General features: G+C 69.1%; 21 protein-coding genes and 1 tRNA gene. 9 read left to right on the top strand and 13 right to left on the bottom strand.

What is annotated here, in order from left to right; translation table 11 throughout:
- Positions 1–59: 59 nt before the first annotated feature.
- The gene (locus KYX17_RS23075; protein ID WP_243229758.1) at positions 60–3,548 is read right to left on the bottom strand and encodes an SdrD B-like domain-containing protein; all 3,489 of its coding nucleotides are present in this window, start codon (positions 3,546–3,548) and stop codon (positions 60–62) included.
- 331 nt (positions 3,549–3,879) lie between these two features.
- Between KYX17_RS23075 and KYX17_RS23070 the strand changes: the two genes are divergently transcribed.
- Complete coding sequence (locus KYX17_RS23070) at positions 3,880–5,067, top strand: zinc-dependent alcohol dehydrogenase (protein ID WP_243229757.1); 1,188 nt, start codon at positions 3,880–3,882, stop codon at positions 5,065–5,067.
- 22 nt (positions 5,068–5,089) lie between these two features.
- Here KYX17_RS23070 and KYX17_RS23065 read toward each other — a convergent pair.
- Positions 5,090–5,165, bottom strand: a tRNA-Met gene (locus KYX17_RS23065).
- A gap of 69 nt (positions 5,166–5,234) precedes the next feature.
- Positions 5,235–6,242, bottom strand: coding sequence for a YafY family protein (locus KYX17_RS23060; protein WP_243229756.1), 1,008 nt, complete (start codon positions 6,240–6,242; stop codon positions 5,235–5,237).
- A gap of 62 nt (positions 6,243–6,304) precedes the next feature.
- On the opposite strand from KYX17_RS23060, the gene KYX17_RS23055 reads away from it, so the two are divergent.
- The 3 genes from KYX17_RS23055 to KYX17_RS23045 all read left to right on the top strand — a co-directional run bounded on the left by KYX17_RS23055 (position 6,305) and on the right by KYX17_RS23045 (position 8,498).
- Positions 6,305–7,372 carry an ATP-binding cassette domain-containing protein gene (locus KYX17_RS23055; RefSeq protein ID WP_243229755.1) on the top strand — a complete coding sequence of 356 codons (1,068 nt, stop codon included), beginning with the start codon at positions 6,305–6,307 and terminating at the stop codon, positions 7,370–7,372.
- Entirely contained in the window at positions 7,369–8,145 is a 777-nt protein-coding gene (locus KYX17_RS23050) for an ABC transporter permease (protein WP_243229754.1), read from the top strand. Before KYX17_RS23055 ends, KYX17_RS23050 begins: the two co-directional genes overlap by 4 nt.
- 62 nt (positions 8,146–8,207) lie before the next feature.
- Positions 8,208–8,498 carry a DUF4229 domain-containing protein gene (locus tag KYX17_RS23045; RefSeq protein WP_243229753.1) on the top strand — a complete coding sequence of 97 codons (291 nt, stop codon included), beginning with the start codon at positions 8,208–8,210 and terminating at the stop codon, positions 8,496–8,498.
- An 18-nt stretch (positions 8,499–8,516) separates the two neighbouring features.
- On the opposite strand, the gene KYX17_RS23040 is transcribed toward KYX17_RS23045, so the two are convergent.
- The 4 genes from KYX17_RS23040 to KYX17_RS23025 are packed head-to-tail and all read right to left on the bottom strand — an operon-like array spanning position 8,517 to position 10,848.
- Positions 8,517–9,482 carry a 1,4-dihydroxy-2-naphthoate polyprenyltransferase gene (locus KYX17_RS23040; RefSeq protein ID WP_243229752.1) on the bottom strand — a complete coding sequence of 322 codons (966 nt, stop codon included), beginning with the start codon at positions 9,480–9,482 and terminating at the stop codon, positions 8,517–8,519.
- A gap of 40 nt (positions 9,483–9,522) precedes the next feature.
- Positions 9,523–10,167 carry a dihydrofolate reductase family protein gene (locus KYX17_RS23035; RefSeq protein ID WP_243229751.1) on the bottom strand — a complete coding sequence of 215 codons (645 nt, stop codon included), beginning with the start codon at positions 10,165–10,167 and terminating at the stop codon, positions 9,523–9,525.
- Positions 10,164–10,469 (bottom strand): DUF4287 domain-containing protein, encoded by a 306-nt coding sequence (locus tag KYX17_RS23030; protein WP_243229750.1) that lies wholly within the window; start codon positions 10,467–10,469, stop codon positions 10,164–10,166. The genes KYX17_RS23035 and KYX17_RS23030 overlap by 4 nt, the downstream gene beginning before the upstream one ends.
- 16 nt (positions 10,470–10,485) lie before the next feature.
- Complete coding sequence (locus KYX17_RS23025) at positions 10,486–10,848, bottom strand: cupin domain-containing protein (protein ID WP_243229749.1); 363 nt, start codon at positions 10,846–10,848, stop codon at positions 10,486–10,488.
- Positions 10,849–10,893: 45 nt separating this feature from the next.
- Between KYX17_RS23025 and KYX17_RS32360 the strand changes: the two genes are divergently transcribed.
- Positions 10,894–11,919 (top strand): DUF5937 family protein, encoded by a 1,026-nt coding sequence (locus KYX17_RS32360; RefSeq protein ID WP_243229748.1) that lies wholly within the window; start codon positions 10,894–10,896, stop codon positions 11,917–11,919.
- Between the two features lie 13 nt (positions 11,920–11,932).
- Here the strand turns inward: KYX17_RS32360 and KYX17_RS23015 are convergent, their stop codons facing one another.
- On the bottom strand, positions 11,933–12,382 hold the full coding sequence (locus tag KYX17_RS23015; RefSeq protein WP_249223961.1) for an Lrp/AsnC family transcriptional regulator: 450 nt from the start codon (positions 12,380–12,382) through the stop codon (positions 11,933–11,935).
- A 72-nt stretch (positions 12,383–12,454) separates the two neighbouring features.
- Here KYX17_RS23015 and KYX17_RS23010 point away from each other — a divergent pair, with 72 nt between their 5' ends.
- Entirely contained in the window at positions 12,455–13,882 is a 1,428-nt protein-coding gene (locus KYX17_RS23010) for a DUF6421 family protein (RefSeq protein ID WP_243229747.1), read from the top strand.
- Between the two features lie 31 nt (positions 13,883–13,913).
- Positions 13,914–14,561, top strand: coding sequence for an SDR family NAD(P)-dependent oxidoreductase (locus KYX17_RS23005; RefSeq protein WP_243229746.1), 648 nt, complete (start codon positions 13,914–13,916; stop codon positions 14,559–14,561).
- A gap of 84 nt (positions 14,562–14,645) precedes the next feature.
- Here KYX17_RS23005 and KYX17_RS23000 read toward each other — a convergent pair whose 3' ends face one another.
- A complete protein-coding gene (locus tag KYX17_RS23000; RefSeq protein WP_243229745.1) occupies positions 14,646–16,100 on the bottom strand; it encodes an MFS transporter in 1,455 nt (484 codons plus the stop codon).
- Positions 16,101–16,148: 48 nt separating this feature from the next.
- Here KYX17_RS23000 and KYX17_RS22995 point away from each other — a divergent pair, with 48 nt between their 5' ends.
- Both KYX17_RS22995 and KYX17_RS22990 read left to right on the top strand, forming a co-directional pair.
- Positions 16,149–17,216, top strand: a complete 1,068-nt coding sequence (locus KYX17_RS22995; protein ID WP_243229744.1) for a low specificity L-threonine aldolase — start codon at positions 16,149–16,151, stop codon at positions 17,214–17,216.
- Complete coding sequence (locus KYX17_RS22990) at positions 17,213–17,953, top strand: tyrosine-protein phosphatase (RefSeq protein ID WP_243229743.1); 741 nt, start codon at positions 17,213–17,215, stop codon at positions 17,951–17,953. Before KYX17_RS22995 ends, KYX17_RS22990 begins: the two co-directional genes overlap by 4 nt.
- Positions 17,954–18,109: 156 nt before the next feature.
- Here the strand turns inward: KYX17_RS22990 and KYX17_RS22985 are convergent, their stop codons facing one another.
- The 4 genes from KYX17_RS22985 to KYX17_RS22970 all read right to left on the bottom strand — a co-directional run bounded on the left by KYX17_RS22985 (position 18,110) and on the right by KYX17_RS22970 (position 22,782).
- Positions 18,110–19,411, bottom strand: a complete 1,302-nt coding sequence (locus tag KYX17_RS22985) for an endonuclease/exonuclease/phosphatase family protein (protein ID WP_243229742.1) — start codon at positions 19,409–19,411, stop codon at positions 18,110–18,112.
- Positions 19,412–19,496: 85 nt separating this feature from the next.
- Complete coding sequence (locus KYX17_RS22980; protein WP_243229741.1) at positions 19,497–20,420, bottom strand: amidohydrolase; 924 nt, start codon at positions 20,418–20,420, stop codon at positions 19,497–19,499.
- Complete coding sequence (locus KYX17_RS22975) at positions 20,417–21,724, bottom strand: MFS transporter (protein ID WP_243229740.1); 1,308 nt, start codon at positions 21,722–21,724, stop codon at positions 20,417–20,419. The genes KYX17_RS22980 and KYX17_RS22975 overlap by 4 nt, the downstream gene beginning before the upstream one ends.
- Before the next feature lie 83 nt (positions 21,725–21,807).
- Positions 21,808–22,782, bottom strand: coding sequence for a 4-hydroxythreonine-4-phosphate dehydrogenase PdxA (locus KYX17_RS22970; RefSeq protein ID WP_243229739.1), 975 nt, complete (start codon positions 22,780–22,782; stop codon positions 21,808–21,810).
- Between the last annotated feature and the right edge of the window lie 27 nt (positions 22,783–22,809).

Here is a 22,809-nt window from a genome sequence, read left to right as displayed (position 1 = left end):
CGATGCGGGTGCTCATCGGAACACTCCCCACCGACCCGGACACGCTCACGCGGCGGGCGTCACGCGCGCCGGCGGCGCCAGATGAGCGTCGCGGCGCCCGCGAGGAGCAGCGCGAGCGCGGTCGCGGCCAGACCCAGCGGAAGCGGACCGCCCGTGAGCGGCAGCTCGTTCACCCCAGGGGTGCCGGGCTGGGCAGGATCGGTCCCACCCTGACCGGGCTCCTGCGGGGTCCCTGGGTCCACCGGAGTCTCCGGGTCGACCGGGACGTCGCGCACGATCACGCCGGCATCCCAGGTCGGATCGATCCCCTGGGTCGCGCGGACATCGGCCCACGGGTACTCCTGGGTCAACCGCGTGTTGTCCTCGCCGAGCACGATCGTGGCGGTGAGGCCCGTCGTGGGATCGGCATCGGAGTCCACCGCGTCGTCCCCACCGGCATCCGCCGTGGTGAAGGCGTAGACCTCCTGCTGACGCTCGGTCAGCGTGAACTTCACGCGGTACTCGCCCGCCCGGAGCTCGTCGAACAGGTAGCGTCCGCGGTCATCCGTCGTGGTGGTCGCGATGACCTTCCCGTCCTGGATCAGCTCGACCGTGACCCCGGGGAGGACCTGCTCGGCGTCGTCCTGCACGCCGTCCCGGTCGGCGTCGATCCACACGACGTCGCCGATGGCGTACGTCTTGTCGGGCTCGACGGTCTCCCCGGGGGTGTTGAACAGCACGACGTCGGCCGATCCGCCGTTCTCGTCGACGACGATCCGGCTCGGCTCGGAGGCCTTCTGGTAGCCGGCCGGTGCGACGTCCTCACGCAGCCAGTACGTGCCGGTCTCCTCGACGACGGGCGTCGCGCCCTCAGCGGTGACGATCTTCCCGTCCACGACGCGCAGATCCTTCAGCACGACCGTGCTGCGGTCCGCGGCGAGGACGGAGAAGCGGGCACCCGGATCGGTGATCAGCTTCGCCGCATTCGTGCTGTCGCGCTTGAGCAGGCTGAGCGGATAGTCGTTCGTCGGCGTGATGGTGGCGCCGACGGAACCGATCACGTTCGTGATGCCGACGTTCGCCTCATGCTCGACGACGCGCACCTTGAAGTGCAGCGCCACCGCCTGCCCCGAGACGAGGCGTCCTCGGGCAAGCGTCACCGTGTCCGACTCCACGTCGTAGGACGCGACGATGTTCGATCCCGGGATCGCGTACGTCGCTCCGCTCGTCGTGCTCCCCTCGGCCACCTGATCCTCGGGCACGAATCCCACGAACTCGACGCCGGCCGGCAGCACGTCCACGACGTCCTCGACCATGTTCGAGAACGTGCCGTGCGGCATCAGCTCGACGCGGTAGATGAACTCGTCCTCCACCAGGGCGCCCTCGGCGTCGGTCTCGACGCGGAGGTTCGACGTGAAGGAGTCGTTCGCGGCGTCGTAGACGCTCTTGCGCACCTCCATCTCGTTGCCGAAGGTCGTCGCCGTCGTGCTCGAGCTCGACGTGTAGACGATCTCCTGGTCGGCACCCTCGTACCGTGCGGAGTTGTCCACGTCGATCGTCTGCTTGCCCTGCAGGACATGCGTGGGCAGCGTCACCGTGATGTTCCAGGTGTCGGTGTACGGCGCCGGCGCGTCCGCGCCCCACGAGGCCTGCTTCGGGAACGCCGCGTTCGGCGTGATCACCAGGTCGCCGGTCTCATCCAGCGCGACATCGAACGTGTCTCCGTCGAGCGGGTAGTTCCACGCGTAGGTGCCGGTGATCGATTCCTTGATCTGCGGAAGCGTCTCCTCCGTCACGTCGAACACGTCGTGATCGATCTCGTCCACGATGCGCGAGGACGCCGCGTCTCCCACGCCCCGCCCTACGGTGAACGTGTACGGGATGAGCGCCGCCGTGCCCGAGGTGACGGTGATCGTGCCGCCGCGGGTGGTCTTGGCGAACCGGGACGGATCGTCCACCCCTCCCGACGTGTCCTTCGGCACGATGATCGTGGTCGAGGCCCCCTTGGCCTCGTACCGTCCGTCGGCGTAGACGAAGTAGGCGTTGTTGTCGACGCGGTATCGCGTGTCGTACGGCGTCTGCGAGGCGGCCCAGGACGGGAGTGCCTCGATGGTGGCCTTCGCCGTGAGCGTGTACTTCTTCGAGACGTCCTTGCCGATGTTCACGTAGAGGTTGCGGCCCGAGATCGCGTACGTACCGACGTAGGCGTCGGCGGCGATCGCCTGCTCGACATCGCCGGTCAGATCGGATGCCGGAGCCAGCGCGACCTGCTCGCCGTTCTGGTCGGTCAGGTGCAGGAATCCGTCGTCCTCGATGTTCCAGGACGCCTGATCCGCCAGCGTGTCACGGATCACGACGTTGCGCGTCAGGGCGAAGGGCCCGTCGGCGAAGTCCGCGAACACGGTGAGATCCGCGCCGAGCGTGTAGGTCACCGGGATGCCGTCGGCCAGTTCGCCTCCCGCCTCGAGCCGCTCGTCCAGAGCGACCTCGGTGCGGTCCACGGTCTTGCTGAAGGCGGTGCCGGTTCCCGGACGCTCCTGCCCCTTCACGGTGCCGCCGATCCGCGTCTCGGTCGCGCTCGTGCGGCCGTTGATCTCGGCGGAGTTGGTCAGCACAACGGAATAGCTGCCGCCGTCGAGCGGGTCCACGGCGTCGTACGCGGCCTGCAGTTCGTCGCGCAGCTCGGCGAGCGCCGCGGCATCCGCGATCTTCGCCCCGTAAGTGAACGTGTAGACGGAGCGTGCCTCGGCCTCGAACTCGTGGGCGAATGATCCGCCCGAGATGTCAGGCAGTTCGGCGAGTTCCGTGCGCGTCGGGTTCAGACCGTTCTCGTCGCGGACGACCTTCGATCCGGACAACGAACCGGCGACGAACGCGAGGTGATCGCCGAGCGTGTCGGCGATCGTCACGCTGCGCGCCTGAGCACTGGAGACCGTGATCGTGTAGGGAATCTCGATGTCCAGGACACTCTCGTCGAAGACGACGGTCCCGTCGACGATCGTGTGCGGGATCGACACGCCGGACACGGTCTTGCGCGCCCCGTCGTTCACGTTCTGGGGACTGTCGCCCTGCTCGGTGACGATGACCTTCTGCGTCGTCCGCTCGCCGTCGACCTCCCAGACGAGGTCGCGGACCTCGGACTGCTCGACCACGTCGACCGTGAAGCTCAGGTCCAGCACGCCCTGATTGACGTCCGCGGGAAACGGATCACTGAAGGTCACCACGAGCCGCCCGGCGTCGTTGACGGCCAGCGATTCGACGGCGGTGTTCCCCGCCGGGACGACCAGCGCCGGGTCGGGGATCGTGATGCCCTCGGGCAGTGCGATCTCGACCACGGCTCCGTCGTCCATGCTCCCGTAGCCCAACTGCAGGCGGTAGGTTCCGCCTTCGGTCAGCACCGGCATGCCGTTGTGGTTGGTCCCGGATTCCACCGGGAACAGCGTGACCTTGCCGCCCGCCGCGAACGCCGGAGTGCCGAGGCCTCCGACGGCGAGCAGAGCGACCAGGATCCCGGCCAGCCAGTGGACGAATGTGCGCGCGCGCGAGCGCGGCGCGATGTGTTCGGACATTTCTCCCCTTAGTCCCCGTGTGTACGCCGAAAAGGCGCGTGAAGATCACGCGCCTGTGCGTCGGCACCGCTGGGGCGGCACCATGGACGACGGGCCCTTCGGGTAGGCCCGTCACCCATGAGAGTTCATCCCGTTGCATCCATTACGCGGAAACCGCAAGAATCTTCCGGCACGTGCGACACAGGCGCCTCCCATCCGCTCCGCACGGCCTGTCAACCCCCTCCCGAGGTCGCTTCGTCGATTCGAGACTTGAGCCGACGGAAGGAAGCATGCGCATGACGGCAGAACTGCTCCAACGGGAGACCGGAGAACTCCAACGGGAGACCGGAGAATGAGGGCGCTCACGTGGCAGGGGACGCGCCGCGTCAGCGTTGAGGACGTCCCGGATCCGACGATCCAGGAGCCGACAGATGCGATCATCCGCGTCACGTCCACCGCGATCTGCGGCTCGGATCTGCATCTGTACGAGCTTCTCGGGCCGTACCTGGATCCCGGCGACATCCTGGGCCACGAAGCGATGGGCGTGGTCGTCGAGACCGGCGACGCCGTGACCGAGCTGTCGGTCGGCGACCGGATCGTCGTACCGTTCAACATCGCGTGCGGGCACTGCTTCCTCTGCCGGCGCGGGCTGCAGTCGCAGTGCGAGACGACCCAGGTGAAGGAGTACGGCAGCGGAGCGGCCCTGTTCGGATACACGAAGCTGTACGGGCAGGTTCCGGGCGGGCAGGCCGAACTCCTCCGCGTGCCGCTGGCGGACTACAACCACATCCGCGTCCGCAAAGGACTCCCCGACGAGCGCTACCTGTTCCTCAGCGACATCCTGCCCACCGCCTGGCAGGCGGTGGACTACGCGCAGGTCCCGGAGGACGGAACCCTCGCTGTGCTCGGGTTGGGACCGGTCGGACAGCTCGCGGCCCGGATCGGGGCCTTTCACGGTCACCGCGTCATCGCGGTGGACCCGGTGCCCGAGCGACGTGCCATGGCGGAGCGACACGGCGTGCTGGCCTACGATCTCACCGACACGATCGTCCAGGATCTGGTCGCGGCCGCCGGTGGGCGTGGTTTCGACTCGGTGATCGACGCGGTGGGCATGGAAGCGCACGGGCACCGGGCTGTGGCCGTGGCGCAGCGTGCGACCGGGCTGCTCCCCGATGCGCTGGCGCGCGGAGTGATGGGCAAGGCCGGGATCGATCGTCTCGGCGCCCTGTACAGCGCGATCGACCTCGTCCGCCGCGGCGGCACGGTGTCGGTCAGCGGCGTCTATGCGGGCGACGCGGATCTGCTCCCGATGAAGACGCTGTTCGACCGGCAGATCACCGTGCGGATGGGGCAGTGCAACGTGAAGCGCTGGGTCGACGAGCTGCTGCCGCTCGTCGAGGACCCCGACGACCCGCTCGGCGTGATGGATCTCGTCACCCACCGTGCTCCGCTGGAGGATGCGCCCGAGCTGTACGGGACGTTCCAGCGCAAGGAGGACGGATGCATCAAGGTGGTGCTGCGACCGTCCGCATCGGAGTGATGCCTGCCCGGCCGACCGGGAGTGGACGCGGCGGCGGGAGTCGAACCCGCAACGCTCTCAGGTATGAGCCGGAGCCCGGGACCGCCCGGACCGCCGCGATGTCGTGCGACGGGGTCGACGTTACCTGGCCGTGACCATCGTGGCCAGGGTCGCGACCTGGGATAAACCTATGAGTCGACGGATGACGCTTCGTGACGCGGGTCCGGCGGCTCGGCGCCCAGGGCGCGCAGCGCGCGCTCGAGCGATTCGCGCAGCTCGGACCGCTCCGGCTCGGGGAAGTCCGTGACGTACTCGACGCCGGCCGGGATGTAGAGCATTCCGTACAGCGCCTCGCGCCAGTCGCCGCCGCCGATCGGCCAGCGCGTGCGTGCGGCATCCTCCGCGGTCGCGCCCTGCGCCCACACGCCGAAGTGCTCCTGCATCTCCTCCAGCGGCAGGTCCATGACGACGTCGGCCTCGACCTTCTGCGGGGACCAGGACGTCGCGAGCAGGATGCGCTCGGCCACCTCCTCTTCGCTGATCGCGCGCGGCGAGAAGAGCACGCGGGTGTGCTCCACCTCGTCGATGCGATCCACGCGGAAGGTCCGCCAGTCGTCCCGGTCGAGGTCCCAGCACAGCAGATACCACTTGCGGTCGGCGGGCGAGAGCACGTGCGGCTCGACCCGGCGGGTGCTGCGGACCCCGGCGGCGTCCGTGTACCGCAGCCGCACGCGCTCCCCGTCGCGCGCGGCGAGCGCGAGCTCGCCGAGCACGACCGGCGACACGGCGGGACCCTGCCCGAGGCGCGAGGGATGGACGGCCGAGGCGAGCGCGTTCACTCGGCGACGCAGAACCGCCGGCAGCACCTGCTCCAGCTTTGCGAGGGCCGTGAGCGACACCTCAGGGCCGCCGACCAGCTGCTGCGTCGCCGCGACGCGCAGCCCGATCGCCATCGTGACCGCCTCGTCATCGGTGAGCAGCAGCGGCGGGACGGCGCTGCCCGCCTCGAGACGATAGCCCCCGGCGGACCCAGGAGCCGATTCGACCCGATAGCCGAGCTCGCGCAGACGGTCGACGTCGCGCCGCACGGTGCGTTCGGTGACGGCGAGGCGTCTGGCGAGTTCTGCTCCCGACCAGTGCCGATGCGTCTGCAGCAGGGTGAGCAGCGCGAGTGCTCGCGAGGTGGTGTCGGTCATGTCCTCAAGATTGTCTCATCATGCGGACAGGATCTGTCCGCATTGATTTCTACGCTCGGTGCATGGCACACGAACACATCATCGAGACCGAGGGCCTGACCAAGGTCTTCACCGTCAAGAAGGCACAGGTCGCCGCCGTCACCGACCTCACCTTCGCAGCGAACCGGGGCGAGCTCGTCGCGTTCCTCGGTCCGAACGGAGCGGGCAAGTCCACCAGCCTCCGCATGCTCACCACGCTCATTCCCCCCACGTCAGGCACGGCACGCGTGGTCGGCCGCGACATCCGCGCGGATGCCGCGGGCGTGCGCGCCCGGATCGGCTACGTCGGTCAGCTCACCAGCGGCAGCTTCGCGCAGCGGGTGCGCGACGAGCTGCTCAGCCAGGGCGCCTTCTACGGGATGTCCAAGAAGGCCAGCGTCCGCCGCGCGGACGAGCTCATCGAGTCGCTCGACCTGGCGGGATTCGCCACCAGGACGGTGCAGCAGCTCAGCGGCGGTCAGAAGCGCCGCCTCGACATCGCGCTCGGCCTGATGCACGCGCCGCCGCTGCTCTTCCTCGACGAGCCGTCCACGGGCCTGGATCCGCAGAGCAGGGCGAACCTGTGGGAGCACATCCTGCAGCTGCGCCGGGAGCACGGCACCACCGTCTTCCTCACGACCCACTACCTGGAGGAAGCCGACCGCTACGCCGAGCGCGTCATGGTGATGGACCGCGGCCGCATCATCGCGGACGACCACGCCGCCGCACTGAAGGCGACCCTCGCGGGAGACGTGCTGACCTTCGGCTTCGCGGATGCCGCGGAGGCGGCCTCGGCGCTGCCGATCGTCGCGCGACTCACGGACCGCGACGTGACGCGCGACGACGCCTCGCTCTCCCTGGCCGTCCCTGAGGGCGACCGCCTGCTGCCGGCGGTGATCCGCGACCTGGACGCCGCGGGGATCTCCGTCCGCAGCGCCACCGGAGTCCCGCCGACGCTGGACGACGTCTTCCTCGCCCTCACCGGTCGCACGCTGCGCGAGGCGGGAGAGGGCGAGGAGGCCCCGTCGGCGGACGACGAGGCCGGCGCCCCGGCATCCAACCACGCGGACAGCGCGGCCGACACCTCATCCCAGACAGGAGCACTCCGATGACCACCGACACCCTCGTGCGCGCCAACCTGGTGCGCGACACCCGCAATGTCCTCGTGCGCGAGCTCAAGCCGACCCTGCGCGATCCGTTCACGCTGATCTTCAGCCTGCTCCAGCCGCTCGTGTTCCTCGGCCTGTTCGCGCCGTTGCTCGTCGGCGGCTCCGGTCAGCCGGCCGGCGAGACGCTGCAGTGGTTCGTGCCGGGCGTCCTCGTCATGATCGTGCTGTTCGGCACGGGAGCGACCGGCTCCAACCTGCAGTACGAGATGATGACCGGCTCCCACGAGCGCACCCTGGTCGCTCCGCTCGCGCGCTCCTCGCTGCTCATCGGACGCGCCCTCAAGGAGATCGCGCCGATCGTGGTCCAGGCCCTGATCATCGTGCTCATCGCGTGGCCGTTCGGCTTCACGATCGATCCACTGGGGCTGCTCGTGGGCCTCGCGCTGCTGGCCGTCTTCGGTGTCGGGCTCGGTTCGCTGTCCTACGCACTCGCTCTCGGGACGAAGGACCGCGAGTGGCTGTTCTGGGGCGTGCAGCAGTCGCTGATCTTCCCGCTGCTCATCCTGTCCGGCATGCTGCTGCCGCTGGACGACGGACCGGCATGGATGCGCGTGGTCGCGTCGGTCAACCCCGTCAACTGGGTCGTCCAGGCCGAGCGCGCCCTGTTCGCCGGGGACTTCGCCGACGCGGCGATGGTGTGGGGCTGGGTGTCTGCGGCCGCTGTCGCGGTCGTCGGACTCGCGGTCGGCATCCGCGCCATCCGGCGCAGCAGCTGACGACGTCCCTGTGCGGCATCCGGGCACGGATGCCGCACAGGCGCGCCGCCTAGAATGTCCGGGTGAAGAAGCTGCCGCCCCTCCTCGTGTACTCCGTGCTGCGGCTGCTGGCGTTCCTGGTCCCCCTGGCCGTCATGTGGCTGTTCTTCCCGATCCTGCGCGAGTACTGGTGGCTGACCGCGATCTTCGCCGCGCTCATCGGCACGAGCATCTCGTTCCTCTTCCTGCGTCGCCCGCTGACCGAGGCGTCCAGCGACATCCACGAGCGCCGGACGGCGCGGGCCGAGGGCCGGACGCAGAACACGGCCGCCGAGGACGCCGCCGCAGAGGATGCCGCGACCGCCGAGGACTGAGATCCTCGGCGCACCGGATCAGCCGACGAACGCCCAGTATAGCGCTCCCGCGTACAGCACGGACGTGAGCGACGTGAGCCCCAGCGCGATGACGAGTTCGCCCGCCCGCCGATAGCTCCAGACGATCGCGAGCGCCGGAAGGCCGGCCAGGAGCGCGAGCAGCGCGAGCCACCCGATCGGGTAGAGCAGCGCGATGACGCTCGAGATCACGAACGGCACGAGCAGGAACAGCGTGTACAGCACCTGCGTGGCCCGCCTGCCGATGAGCACCGTGAGCGTGCGCTTTCCGGCGACGCTGTCCTGGTCGATGTCGCGCAGGTTGTTCGCGAGCAGCACGGCGCATGCGAACAGGCCGGCCGCGACGGCTCCCAGCCACGCCTCGTGCGGCAGGGCGAACGCCTGGACCCAGGTCGTTCCGAGGGTGGCGACGAGTCCGAAGAACACGAAGACGAAGACCTCGCCGAGCCCGAAGTATCCGTACGGGCGCTTGCCGCCGGTGTAGAACCAGGCGGCGACGATGCACACCGCGCCGACTGCCAGCATCCACCACTGCTGCGTGCGGATCACGATCGACAGGCCCGCGACGGCGGCGAGCGCGAAGAACACCAGGGCGACGGTCAGCACGCGCCGCGCAGGAACGCGGCCCGAAGCGGTCAGGCGGGCGGGTCCCACGCGGTGCGCATCGGTGCCGCGGATGCCGTCGGAGTAGTCGTTCGCGTAGTTCACGCCGATCTGCAGCAGGACGGCCACGGCCAGGCACGCGAGCGCGATCACCCAGTGCAGGTTCGGGTCCACCAGCTGGGCGGCACCGGTGCCGATGACCACGGGGGCGACGGCGAGCGGCAGGGTCCTCAGGCGCGCCGCCCCGACCCAGTCCCGGACCGTGACCGGTCCCGCCTCGACGACGGGACGCTTGGCCGGGTTGCCGCTGGTACGGGTCGGCCGGCGCTTGGTGTTCTTCTTGCGGTTCGAGGATGCTGCCACGGACGGAATCCTAGTGGCAGCATCCTTGTCTCACCTGGCGTCAGCGGCGCGTGAACGTGATGTGGGTCACACCGCTCTCGGCGACCTCGCTCGTGATGTCATAGCCGTCCTCGAACCCGCGCAGACCGTCCCAGAGCCGGATCCCCTGGCCGAGCACGATGGGGACGACCGCGACGTGCAGCCGGTCGACGAGCCCCGCGGAGAGGAACTGCCGGACCACGTCGACGCCGCCGCCGACGCGCACGTCCGCGCCTGCGGCCGCCTCGGTCGCGCGGCGGAGGACCTTCTCGGGTGACGCATCGACGAAGTGGAACACCGTGCCGTTGTCGAAGGCGATCGACGGACGCGGCACATGGGTGAGAACGAAGACCGGGCACGAGAACGGCGGCTCGTCGCCCCACCAGCCCCGCCACTCGGGGTCGTCGCCGTGAAGGTGCAGACCGAACATCCCCGCGCCCATGATCTCGGCGCCGATCCCCTGGAAGTACGCGCTGGCGTACTTCTCCTCCACACCGGTCGTGCCCGCCCCCGACGTGTCGCCGAAGACGCGCTCCTGCATCGTCCGGGTGCCCGTGTACGCGGCGACGAGCCGCATCCAGTCCCGGCCGATCGGGTCCTCCGGCGTCTGATCCGCTGTCGCCGCGAATCCCTCGAGGGAGATGTTGAGGTCGACGCGCACGGTCATGCGTTCTCCTTTCCGGACTGCGGGTTGGTGGCCTTCCCGTCCAGCCACAGCGTGTCGGACGGGTCGGCGTGCGCGCCGTCGGTGCCGACGTGCTTCGCGCTGATCTGCGGGCCCTTCGTGATGACGTGCACGAGGGCCATGCCGTAGCCGCGTGAAAGGTCGTAGTCGGCCTTGAGCCATTCGAGGATGGGTGCGGCCTTTGTGTCCGCGCCGAATCCCTTCTCCGCGGCGAGGTCGATGAACTGCCTCGGGGTGAGCCCCGTCTTGGTCTCGATGTTGTCGAGGTAGGCCTGGAAGGACATGCGTCTCCTGCTTTCGTCAGTCCTCGTCGAGGAACGTCTGGATCATGATGGCGGACGCGTGGATGCACAGGATGCGCAGCACGCCGGTGCCGGCGTTCACGAATCCGTGCGGCACGCGCGCGGCGACCGTCGCCGTGTCGCCGGCGACGGCGTCGAAGGTCTCCTGGCCGCGCGTGATGCGCGCGACGCCCTCGAGAACGACCCAGGTCTCGGAGTAGGGATGCCAGTGCAGTCCCGGCCCTTCGCCCGGCTGATTCTCGACGTAGAAGTAGGACACGTCGGCGCCGTGCTCGGCACCGACGAACTTGCGGCTTCGACCGGAGCCGAGGCGGATGTCCTCCGCGGCGACGACTCCGTCGGGGAATGGTGTGCGGTTCATGACATCAGTCTCGACAGGGCCATGGCGACGTCCTAGAGTTTCGATGTGGATCGAAATACGGCTCCGGTGGAGGGCGTCGAGCATCCCCATCACCGGGTCGAGTTCCACCTCACGCCGGGCGACATCCAGGCAGTGCGGTTCGGCATCTCCCCCGGGCACGAGCTCGCGCACGCCGTACGCGTACTGCTGCGCCCGGCCCAGCATCCGCTCCAGTGGGGCTGGCTGCGCACGGTGCGGGATCGCCTCCCCCGCGAGAGCTTCGGCCTGCTGGCGGCCGTCATCGGCGATGACGGGTACATGCCGGACTTCCTCACGGCCGCGCCGCGTTGGGACATGACCGCCGAGGAGGAGCTCGACGCCCTGCGTTCGGCGGAGCTCGATCCCATGCGCGTCGACTTCGGCAAGATGGTGCTGCGATCGAGCGGTGCCCGGCAGCGGGCCCTGCAGGACATGCGGGAGCATCCCGTCCGCGCACGTCGTCTGATCGCGCAGGCCTGGTCGGACGTGTGGGACGCGGCAATGGCCCCGGTGTGGCCGCAGTTGGAGCGGTTGCTGCGCGCCGACATCGCCGCCCGGTCGCGCACGATCGCGACATCGGGCATCCACGCGATGGCCGGCGACCTGCACCCGAACGTGAGCTGGGGCGACGGAGCAGTGCGCGTCCGTCTGCGCCGTCACAGCGAGCAGGTGGACTGCCGCGGCAGTGGTCTGGTCCTCGTACCGAGCGTCATGTCGTCGTGGGGGTGCATGGTGCTCACCGAGCCCCCGGCGCAGCCGACGCTGTTCTATCCGGCTCGGGGCGTCACGGCGGGCTGGGCGCGCGACGCCACGGAGATCGCTGCAGCCCTCGGCGCTCTTCTGGGTCCCGCGCGCGCCGGCATCCTCCTGTCTGCAGGGTCCGCGCGCACCACATCGCAGGTGGCAGCGGACGCCGGGATCGCGGCGTCGACGGCATCTCATCACCTGACGGTGCTGCGCGAGGCGGGGCTGGTCGGGAGCGAGCGCAGCGGGAACCGAGTGCTGCATCTGCGCACCCCGCTCGGCGAGGCGATGGTGGGCGCGGTGCTCTGAGCGCCGCGGCAGGTCACTCGGCCGGGACGACGGGACGATTCTCGTAGAACGTCTGCAGGACGACCGTGGTGCGCGTGCTGACGTTGGCCGCGAGGCGCACGTCGCGCACCAGCTCCTCCAGCGCCCGCGGGGAGGGGACGCGGACGAAGAGCATGTAGCTCGCATCTCCGGCGATCGAGTGGCAGGCCTCGATGGCCGAGAGGTGCTCGAGAAGCTCGGGGGCGTTGTCGGGCTGCGCGGGGTCCAGGGGCGTGATCTCGATGAAGGCCGAGAGAGGCTTCCCGACCCGCTCGGCATCGACCAGCGCACGGTAACCCGTGATGACGCCGCGCGCTTCGAGGCGCTTGAGCCGGGACTGCACGGCGGAGGTCCCCAGCCCCACGGCATCGGACAGCTGCGCGAGGGTGGCTCGCGCATCCCGGGAGATCTCGGCGAGGATCGCGCGGTCGACAGCATCATCCATGCATGGAAGAATATCGGTTGCATCCGGTATCCACCGGAGAATTTCCGCCAATCGTCCGGATCGGAGGTCCCGATGTCCACTCTTCCTGCTGTCAAGGCCATCATCGGCGAGCCCGAGGTCGTCGAGGACGCTCGGACCGCAGAGTCGAGCGCTGCCTGGCGGATGCTGAAGGACGCCGCGATCGCGATCCGGGAGCTGCAGGTCAAGGACGGGTCGATCCCGGACGCCGCCGACCACGACGCCGCCCGGGCGCACGTCGCCGCGATCATCGCGGGCATTCGCGCCCTCTCCCCCGCGTTCCCTCACGACGCCGAATACCTGGCGGCTTCGGTTGAGGACTTCCGGCGCTGGGCGGACACCGGCTTCGGCGTCCCGGACTTCCTGGACTCGCTCGTCGCGTTCCAGCCTCAGCAGCACCGCGTCGACGGCATCCGGCATCTCGTCGTCTTCCCGATGTACACGCAGAACGGATCGAGCGACCGGCTCGTCGAGGCGCTCATCGTGCAGGCGATCTGGCCCGACTTCGTCGCCGAGCTCGAAGCCGGCGACTACGGCAACAAGCTGTTCGTGTCCCTGCGGCTGATCGACTTCACACCCGGATACGACACGAACTCGGCGGTGCTGTTCCCCGAGACCGTCGCGATGCGCGAGATCCCGCCGTTCACGTGGGGGGCGATCTTCCAGGATCGCGAGGCGGCGCGCTATCGGCGCGTGGTCCGCGCCGCCGCCGAGATCACCAAGCTCGACCTGCCCGCGGAGGCCGCGCGGATGCTGGACGACCAGGATCTGACCGAGAAGACGTTCGTGATGTGGGACATCATCCACGACCGCACCCACATGCGCGGAGACCTGCCCTTCGATCCGTTCATGATCAAGCAGCGGATGCCGTTCTTCCTCTACTCGCTGGAGGAGCTGCGGTGCGACCTGACGGCGTTCCGCGAGTCGGTGGCGATCCAGCGACGGCTCGCGTCCCGCGCCGCGGACGGGGAGGACCTGTCGGATGCCGAGCGGGAGATGCTCGAGCACGCGGGCCTCGTGCAGTACGCGGTGATCTTCGACCGGATCTTCCGGTTCGCGATCACCGGCACGCGGGTGCGCAACTACGACGGACTCGGCGGGCAACTGCTGTTCGCGTGGCTGCACCAGCGCGGCGTGCTGCACTGGACCGACACGGCTCTCGCGTTCGACTGGGACGGCGTTCCGGATGCCGTGATCGCCCTCGGCTCCGCGATCGACGAGCTGTACTGGCGCTCGATCGACCGGCCGAAGACCGCGCACTGGCTCGCCGCGTACGAGCTCGTCAGTTCGGTGGTGACGCCGAACCCGGCATCCGCGTGGGCGCGCGGCCTCCCGGACGAGGTGCTCGCTGGCGCTCCCAAGGGGTACACGGATGCCGTGCTCCCCGACGAGTTCCCGCTGTCGATGTTCTTCGAGGCCCTGGAGAAGAAGATGCGCGATGTGATCGCCTCGACTTCCGGGATCCGCGGGACGGACGACTGACCGGGCGATCGCGCCCTCGGAAGGAGCCGGAATGAGCCAAGCGGGGGCCGCAGGGCGCGTGGTGCTGGTCGCGGGGGCGACCAGTGCTGCGGGGAGGGCGGTGACTCGTGCGCTGGCGGGGGCCGGCGCGCGCGTCATCGCGACCGGGCGTTCATCGGAGCGGCTCGCGGAGCTGCGAGATGCCGGCGCCCGGGTCGAGGTGGCGGACGCGACGTCGTTCGCCGCCATGTCTTCTCTCGCCGCCCGGACAGGCCGGGTGGACGGGGTCATCTCGCTGGTCGGCGGCTGGCGCGGAGGCGGCGGCCTCGCGGGGCAGGGCGACGAGGACTTCGACGCTCTGCTGCCCGCGCTGCAGTCGGTTCGCGCGACGAGCCGGGCGTTCGACGCAGCGCTTCGAGCGTCGGACGCCGGCCGGTTCGCGATCGTGTCGTCGACCGCCGTCGCCCGCCCTCTGGCCGGCGGGGCGAACTACGCAGCCATCAAGGCCGCGAGCGAAGCCTGGACCAGGGCCGTGGCGCATGGTTACGCGAAGTCCGCGCGGGACGCCGGGGAGACGCTTCGCGCGGCAGCCGTCGTCTTCCGGGCGAAGAGCCTGGATCCGGATGCCCTGGCTGCCGCCGTGCTCGCCCTCTGGGATACCGACGCCTCCGCGCTGAACGACCGGATCATCGATCTCTGAGCGGTTCCGCGACACCTTTCGACGAATGCGCCAGCAAGGACGTGGCGCGGATGCCGAGAGGTGTCGCAGAACCTGTTTCGGCGTTCAGGACCGGTGTTCGGGGATCTCGGGCGGCATGCCACGCACGGGCGGCGGAGCGTCCGGAGAGTGCGCAGAGCCGGATGCCGCGGCATCCTGATGCTCGTCGGCCCCGGCGTGCGCCTCGGCATCCGGGCCGACCTCCTGCTCCGGAGCCGTGGCGTACAGCTCACTGAGCTTGCGGTACGAACGCGTGAGGAAGGCGACGCCCGCGGCCACGACCAGGACGATCCCCGCGAACAGGCAGATGAGGGCGATGCCGCGGGCCTCTCCCTCGCCCAGGAGCCAGCCCCACTGGCGCTGACCGGCCGGGCTGTCCATGTACGGGATGACGAGGAACTCGGCGATCGGGGCGATGAGGAACGCCGTGATCGGAGCGGCTGCCGCCTCCATCGCCGCGGCGACGCCGAACACGCGCCCCTGCCGCTCGAACGGCACGACCTTCTGGATCACGGTCTGCTCCGCCGCCTCGGCCGGCGGCACCAGCATCATGTAGACCCACATGCCGACGACGTACAGCGGCCACCATTCCCGCAGCATGAACACGGAGCCGAGCAGCCCCATCGCGATCACGACGAGCAGCAGGGTCCGCACAGGCCGCTTGCCGAGCCCGAACTTGGCGACCAGTGCACCGCCGATGAGGAAGCCCGTCGAGGAGAACGCCAGCGCGAAGCCCCACTCCTGCGCGTTGAACAGCGTGAGCCCGTAGGGGTCCATCAGCGCCATGTACACGCCGCCGATGAGATTGTTGAACGTGGAGAAGACGATCAGCGCGAACAGTCCCGGTGCCAGCCGGATGGCCGTGACGCTGCCGCGGAAGTCCAGGGCGCTCGGCGCGTCGGGATCCGGGTGCGGCTCGCTCTCGGGGATGCGCACGAAGAGCAGATGCAGGAACGTCAGCCCCATCGCCACGATCGCGATGAGGAGCGTCCAGCCCATGCCGAGGAATCCGATGGACAGGCCGGAGAACACGCTGGTGACGAGGAACGCGATGCCCTGCACCGTGCCGACCAGGCCGTTCGCGTTGGCGCGCTTGTCCTCTTCGATCAGCAGCGTCACGGTCGTCGAGAGGGCGATGTTGCGCAGCTGCTCGATGACGCCGCCGAACAGGATGATCCCGGAGAACAGCCAGAACCAGGGCGCTCCGAGGTTCAGCAGCTGCGCTTCGGGCTGCCACAGGTAGAGGATGCCCGCGATAGCGAACGCCACGGCCGAGATGACGCTGGAGAGCACCATCACGGCGTGCTTGCGGTGCCGGTCGACGATCGTCCCGAAGGCCATGGCGAAGATCGCGACGAAGAGCATGTAGGCCCCGCCGATGATGCCCGTGGCGAGGACGGACTGCGTCTCGATGTACACCCAGAAGGTGAGCGCGAACCAGAGGAAGCTCGTGGTCACGTTGGCGATCAGGGTGTTGACGAGGACATTCGCGAAGGCGCGTCGAGCAATCGTCCGGTCCATGGGGTCGAGCGTAATGGGCCGCACCGACATCCGACATAGGCTTGCCTGGTGAGCACCCTTCATGACCCCGCGATCCGCGGATTCGCGTCGGACAACTACTCCGGCATCCACCCCGAGGTCCTGGCGGCGATCGCCGCGGCGAACGACGGGCACCAGGTCGCCTATGGCGAGGACGTGTACACCGAGCGGCTGCAGGAGGTGTTCCGCTCCCACTTCGGAGCGGATGCCGAGGCGTTCCCGGTCTTCAACGGCACGGGGGCCAACGTCACCGGCCTGCAGTCGATGCTCCCCCGCTGGGGCGCGGTGATCGCGGCATCCACCGCCCACATCAATGTCGACGAGGGAGGTGCGCCCGAGCGCATCGGAGGATTCAAGCTGCTCACCGTGCCCACCGAGGACGGCAAGCTGACCCCCGAGCTCGTGGACCGAGAGGCCTGGGGCTGGGGCGACGAGCACCGTGCGCAGCCGCTCGTGGTCTCGATCACGCAGTCGACCGAACTGGGGACCCTGTACACGGCGGAGGAGATCCGCGCGCTCGCGGACCACGCACACGAGCGCGGCATGAAGCTGCATCTCGACGGCGCCCGCCTCTCGAACGCGGCTGCGGCGCTCGGCCTCCCCTTCGCGGCCTTCACGCGCGACGCCGGCGTCGACGTGCTGAGCTTCGGCGGGACCAAGAACGGCGCCATGCTCGGGGAGGCGGTCGTCGTGCTGAACCCCGAGGCCTCGGACGGCCTGATCTACTCGCGCAAGTTCAACATGCAGCTGTCGTCCAAGATGCGCTTCGTCTCGGCGCAGCTCATCGCGCTGCTCGAGGGCGATCTGTGGCTGCGCAACGCCGCGCACTCCAACGCGATGGCGCAGCGCCTGCGCTCGGGCATCGAGGCGGGGCTCGCGGACGGCTCGATCCGCGGAGTCGAGTTCATGCAGCCGACGCAGGCGAACGGCGTGTTCGCGATCCTCCCCGAGGGCGTCGCCGATCGCCTGCGGGAGTCGTTCCGCTTCTACGACTGGGACGCCGCGCGACGCGAAGTGCGGTGGATGTGCAGCTTCGACACCGCGGAGAGCGACGTCGACGCGTTCATCCGGGAGATCGCACGATTGACGACGGCATGACCGACTGGGACGGGGCGTTCAACCTGCGCGACCTGGGCGGGCTCGCCCTGGTCGACGGCGGTACGACGCCGTTCGGGCGCGTGTACCGCTCCGGTCGCCCCGAGACGATGACGGATGCCGGATGGCAGGCGCTGCGCGATGCCGGCGTCCGCACCGTCATCGACCTGCGCAACGCCCCGGAGCGGCAGCGCCGCGATTCGGACCCCGCGGTGTCGGTGGGGCATGCCGACGGGGTCGTGATCGTGCACGCGCCGACCGAGGATCCGGACGATCCGGAGTTCCTGAGCGTGTGCGGCCCGTGGCTGGATCATCCGCGCTCGTACGGCGACAACATCCGGATGTACCCGGAGCGGTTCGCCGCGGTCTTCTCGGCGCTGGCCGCATCGCCCGGGCCGGTGCTGTTCCACTGCGCGGGCGGACGCGACCGCACGGGCATGGTCGCCGCGATGCTCCTCGCGCTGACAGGGGTCGAGCACGACGCCATCCTCGCGGACTACGCCGGTGGCTTCCGCGAGGCGAGCAGACGGCACGCGCGCGACCTGCCCGCGGCGCCGGTTCCCGGACAGGGCGGGTACGTCGAGCCGGCGTTCAGCGATGAGGAGATCGAGGAGCGCATCACAGACCGTGTCGCCGTCCTGCGAGAATGGCTGTCGGACCTGGACGTGCGTTCCTACCTCTCGGATGCCGGTGTGAGCGATTCGGACATCGACGCGCTGGCCCGCCGGCTCCGCGACTGAGCCGGGCCTGCACGCGCGGCCGGGGAGGCCCGCCCGTCCGCGCTCTCGCAAAGCCCGCCCGCCGCGACAGACCTCTCCTTGTTCACGAGACCTCTCACTATCGGCGTGAACAAGACGGGGCCTCGTCACTCAGACGGGGTCTGTCTCGAAGGTGGGTCAGCGACCGCGTTTCGCACCCGGGACGTCGAGGTCGGCCCAGACCAGCCGATGATCGCTCGACGGGAACGGGTAGACACCGGTGAGCGCTGACAACGGGTCCGCCTGCGCGGGCCAGAAGACGGCGGAGTCCACGATGCGGATCTGCCGGCTCGGCAGCACGTAGTCCACGCGGAGATTCCCCGGTGGTTCGGAGAAGTCCGCCGTGTCCTGCGCCGGCTCGCCGGTGTGCTCGTCGTTGATGCCGCCCTGCAACACGGCCGCCTCGGCACCGCCGTCGGCGGCCGGCACCGAGCGGGAGTTCACCGCACGGTGCTCGAGCAGCTGATCGATCGCTCCCGCCGTGGAGTCCCCGTCGTTCGGGTCGGCGTTCTGGTCTCCGGCGATCACGAACAGGTCGCCGCCGCGGAGGCCGCCGCGGCGACCCTCATCATCCACGATGTACGACCCGGTCCTCCCGCCGGAGATGTAGTCGGCCCAGAAGCGGATCTCGTCGTGGTTGCGGGTACCGTTGCGGTCCTCCGCGCCGTCGAAGGTCGGCGGCGTCGGATGCGACACGAGGAAGTGCACGGTCTTGTTCTTCGACACCCGGATCGGAACATCCCAGTGCGACTTGCTCGAGAGCGGGAATGCCGCGAGCTCTTCCTCCGAATAGAAGTCGGCCGGCTCGGGCGTGGACGGGTCGTCCGGCAGCAGTGCGCCGGGCATGTCCGCCCAGATGAAGTTCTGGAAGGTGCGGATCGCCTGTTCGTCGATCGGGAACTTCGAGTACACCGCCATGCCGTACTGGCCCGGGAACAGCCCGAAGCCCCAGGCGTCGTCCCCGCCCGAGACACGGCCGTCGCCGTTGAGATCGAATCCGCTCGGCACCCCGGTGTTCACCGGTGCGGTGTACCGGTACGGGTACTCGACCGGCTGGGCATCCCCGTGCGGCACCGAGAGGTAGTTGTCCTGGAAGAGTTCCAGCGCCTCCCCCTCGGCGTCGTAGTCGAACTCATTGATGAGCAGCACGTCCGGGTTCGCGCGCTGGATGATCTCGGCGACGGCATCCGCCTGCGCGTTGCCCGGCGCGGCGAGGTCGGAGACCAGCTGGCCCTCCGCTGCGCGGTTGAGGGACGCGTTGAACGTCGCGAATCGGACGTCGACGGGCGATGCACCTCTGCCCGCAACGGCGGACGCTTGCACGGCATCCGCTTCCGAGGCCGAGGGCTGAGCGGCGAGGGCCGGGGCTGCGGCGCCGCTGGAGAGGACGATCGCGGCACCGATGCCCGCCGCGCTGAGAAGACGTCGTGTTCTGCGCATGCCAGCAGGGTAGTCCCGGGCGGTGACGGCGGGGTGAACAGCACGCGCGTTGGCGCGCTGTTCACCCGTCAGACGCTCACGGGCCTCAGGCGCCGAGCAGTTGCTCAGGAAGCCGGTAGTACCGGACCGCGTTCGCGAGAAAGGCCGCCCGCTGTTCGGCCGGTGACCACGACGCGGCGATCTCGGCGAATCCCCCGAAGATGTCCCGATACGTCCCCGTGAGCGAGTCGACCGGGAAGTTGCTGGCGAACATGATCCGATCGGTGCCGAAGACCTCTGCCACCGTCTCGACGATGATCCGGTTGTTCGCCACGGTCCAGGGGACGCCGGGCAGTCCGATGCCCGAGATCTTGATCGCGACGTTCTCGTGCGCCGCCATTGTCCGCAGCGCTGCTGTCCAGCCCGCGATGCCTGCCGGAGAGCGATCGGCGGGAAGACCCGCATGGTTGATGATGATCTGCGTGTCCGGGAAACGGGAGGCGAGCGCAGAAGCCTCATCGAAATGCCACCACGCCACCTGCAGTTCGAAATCGAGGGCGTACTTGTCCAACAGCGCGAACCCCGACTGCCAGCCCTCGTCGGACAACAGGCTGGGGTTCGACGCCGCTTCAGCCGGCGACGCCGCCTGCCCCGGCTTGTTGCGAACGCCGCGGACCAGCGGGATGTGCGCGAGTCGCTCGAGAACCGCCTCGACCGCGGGATCCCGCAGGACGGCGTGCGCGACCGAGGCGGTCGGCAGCCCGAAGCGCTCGGCGATGCCCTGGGTGTACTCCATCTCGCCGACGGGATCGTCGAGATCCCATTCCGTCTCCATCGTGACGGTCCCCACGATGTCGAAACCCTCGGCGTCGGCGATCAGATCCGGTGGGAGATAACTCCGCTTGATCGCCTCGTAGTCGCCGTAGCGGAATGGGATCCGAGCATCCGGGAGCAGCCAGGGCTGCCTGCCGAGCTCCGGCTCCCAGAAGTGGTGATGAGCGTCCACGACGGGCCCACGGTAGGGCGTCATGCGGTGACCTCCGCCCGCCGCGCCCGTGCCAAGGGCTTGTTGAAGTTGATCGCCATCGACCCGACGAGGTACACGCCTCCGGCGATGGCCAGGAAGAGGAAGGATCCCGCGTACGATCCCCCGGTCGCCGCGATCGCATAGCCCATGACGACAGGCGCGATCCCACCACCCGCGCTGGAGGCGACGTTCATGACTCCACCGACGGTTCCGACCTGCTCCTTCGGAGCGAGCCACGACGGGAATGCCCAGTAGATGCCACCGAACTGGTTGAAGAACACGGCGACGCTGAGCGCTGCCAGGGCGACGTAGCCGTTCTGGATCGCCGGAAGCGTCAGAATCGACGCGATCATGCCGATGCCGGAGACGGCGAGGATCGTCTTCATCACGCGGTTGTAGTTCGTCGTACGCGCTCGGAACTTGTCAGTCGCCCAGCCGGCGACCAACTGGCCGAGCACACCGGATCCGTACACGAGGAACGTGCCCCAGCCGAGGGACGCGAGGTCGAAGCCCATGGCGCTGGAAAGGTACGACGGCGTCCACGAGATGATGCCCCACCACACGGTCGCCCATCCGAGCCGTCCGAGCCACAGGCCCCAGAAGCTGCCGGATCTTGCGTAGTCGCTCACGCGCGGCAGTGCTCCGGACGTACCGCTGTCGGCGACGTCGGCGTCGCTGCGGATGTGTGCGAGTTCCGCTTCGTTCACCTTCTTGTGTTCTTCGGGGGTGTCACGGAGGTACACGTAATAGAGCACGGCGACGATGACCGTCAGTGCCCCTGTGATGATGAACGCCCAGCGCCACCCGCCCGTGAGACCGATGAGCGCCGTGACGATGATGCCGCCGACGGCGGACCCGAACGGACCGGCGGCGTCGATGAACGTCGCGCCGCGCGCACGCTCCTTCGACGGCAGCCACCGCGAGTTGAGCTTCGACGCCGCGGGGAACACGGGCGCCTCGGCGGCACCGAGGCCGAGGCGAGTCCCGGTGAGGAAGATCCCGTTCATCGCGAGCCCGCCCAGCAACTGCGCACCACCCCAGATCGCACCGGCCCATCCGACGATCTTGCGAGGACCGAAGCGGTCGAGCATCCAGCCGCCGGGGATCTGGAAGAGCAGGTAGGTCCAGAAGAACGACCCCAGCAACCACCCCTGGAGTTCAGGGGTCAGCTCGAACTCCTCGCTGATGAACGGCATCGAGATCGACAGGGCGGCTCGATCGATGAAGTTCAGCAGTACGAGGATCCAGAGCACGCCGAAGATCTGGAAACGAACGCGCGAAGGCCGCACGGTGGAGGGCAATGACATGAGGACGACTCCTTTGTCTCTCGGGGAATGACGTCAGTCGGGTACCGACGTCACGGGGTGCTGCGAACCATGCAGCGGTCGGGTCAGATCCGCGAACCCGCGACGGCCACGGCGATGTCGAAGGCGTTGTTCGTCGACGTGGGGTCCGCGATGCCCTGCCCGACGATCTCGAACGCGGTTCCGTGCGCGGGCGTGGAGATCGCCACGGGCAGGCCGCCCTGGATCGTCACTCCGCCGCTGAACCCCAGCAGCTTCATCGCGATCTGCCCCTGGTCGTGATACATCGTCACGATCCCGTTGAAATCGCCGCGCTTGGCAGCCAGGAAGATCGTGTCGGAGGGGAACGGCCCCTTGACGTCGATCCCCTCGGCGGCGGCCGCTTCGACGCCGGGGCGGATCTCATCGATCTCCTCGCGCCCGAAATTGCCGTTCTCGCCGTTGTGCGGGTTCAAGCCGCACACGCCGAGACGGGGCTCGATCCCGGCATCCGTCAGCACGCCGTGGAGCAGACGGATCGCGGCGGCGACCTTGTCCGCCGTGATGCCCTGCGCCACCTGCGAGATCGGGATGTGGGAGGTCACCCGCGCGGTCCACAGATCACCGAGCACATTCAGCTCGGACGTGGTCCCGTCGAACTCGAGCCGTTTGGCGAACCATCGCAGCTCGTCTTCCTCGCGCATGCCCGCGAGGTGCAGGCTCGTCTTGTTGAGCGGCGCGAACACGATCGCTCCGACGCGGCCGTCCTTGGCGAGGTCGACGGCACGCTGCAGCTGATGCAGCGCCCGCTTTCCCGCGGCCTCGCTCACCTGTCCGACGGCCGGCGGCTCGGCCGGCGCCGTTCCGTCGTCGAGGACGGTGATCCGCCCTGGAGCCGGCTCGCCGACCGGAGGCATCGGCAGACCGGCGTCCCGGAACGCGCTCTCGACCTCGGTGAGGTCAGCCAGCACGTACACCTCCGCCTGCTCGAGCACGCCCGGGCGGGAGAGCGTCTTCGCCGCGAGCTCTGGACCGATGCCCGCCGGATCTCCGAGCGTGAGCGCGATACGAGGTCGATTCATGGTTCACTCCTGTCATTCATCGCCGTA

It is taken from the genome of Microbacterium sp. CIAB417 (assembly GCF_022788845.1).
Note: the sequence above shows the minus strand (reverse complement) of the source record. Positions and strands in the feature narration are given on the sequence as shown.

Bases quoted from the DNA above. Each gene is read 5' to 3' on its own strand.
- KYX17_RS23000 (WP_243229745.1), bottom strand. From the start codon at position 16,100: ATGGACCGGACGATTGCTCGACGCGCCTTCGCGAATGTCCTCGTCAAC.
- KYX17_RS23010 (WP_243229747.1), top strand. From the start codon at position 12,455: ATGTCCACTCTTCCTGCTGTCAAGGCCATCATCGGCGAGCCCGAGGTC.
- KYX17_RS23030 (WP_243229750.1), bottom strand. From the start codon at position 10,469: ATGTCCTTCCAGGCCTACCTCGACAACATCGAGACCAAGACGGGGCTC.
- KYX17_RS22975 (WP_243229740.1), bottom strand. From the start codon at position 21,724: ATGTCATTGCCCTCCACCGTGCGGCCTTCGCGCGTTCGTTTCCAGATC.
- KYX17_RS23015 (WP_249223961.1), bottom strand. From the start codon at position 12,382: ATGGATGATGCTGTCGACCGCGCGATCCTCGCCGAGATCTCCCGGGAT.
- KYX17_RS23075 (WP_243229758.1), bottom strand. From the start codon at position 3,548: ATGTCCGAACACATCGCGCCGCGCTCGCGCGCGCGCACATTCGTCCAC.
- KYX17_RS23050 (WP_243229754.1), top strand. From the start codon at position 7,369: ATGACCACCGACACCCTCGTGCGCGCCAACCTGGTGCGCGACACCCGC.
- KYX17_RS22985 (WP_243229742.1), bottom strand. From the start codon at position 19,411: ATGCGCAGAACACGACGTCTTCTCAGCGCGGCGGGCATCGGTGCCGCG.
- KYX17_RS23025 (WP_243229749.1), bottom strand. From the start codon at position 10,848: ATGAACCGCACACCATTCCCCGACGGAGTCGTCGCCGCGGAGGACATC.
- KYX17_RS22980 (WP_243229741.1), bottom strand. From the start codon at position 20,420: ATGACGCCCTACCGTGGGCCCGTCGTGGACGCTCATCACCACTTCTGG.
- KYX17_RS23005 (WP_243229746.1), top strand. From the start codon at position 13,914: ATGAGCCAAGCGGGGGCCGCAGGGCGCGTGGTGCTGGTCGCGGGGGCG.
- KYX17_RS22990 (WP_243229743.1), top strand. From the start codon at position 17,213: ATGACCGACTGGGACGGGGCGTTCAACCTGCGCGACCTGGGCGGGCTC.
- KYX17_RS22970 (WP_243229739.1), bottom strand. From the start codon at position 22,782: ATGAATCGACCTCGTATCGCGCTCACGCTCGGAGATCCGGCGGGCATC.
- KYX17_RS23055 (WP_243229755.1), top strand. From the start codon at position 6,305: ATGGCACACGAACACATCATCGAGACCGAGGGCCTGACCAAGGTCTTC.
- KYX17_RS23035 (WP_243229751.1), bottom strand. From the start codon at position 10,167: ATGACCGTGCGCGTCGACCTCAACATCTCCCTCGAGGGATTCGCGGCG.
- KYX17_RS23060 (WP_243229756.1), bottom strand. From the start codon at position 6,242: ATGACCGACACCACCTCGCGAGCACTCGCGCTGCTCACCCTGCTGCAG.
- KYX17_RS23070 (WP_243229757.1), top strand. From the start codon at position 3,880: ATGAGGGCGCTCACGTGGCAGGGGACGCGCCGCGTCAGCGTTGAGGAC.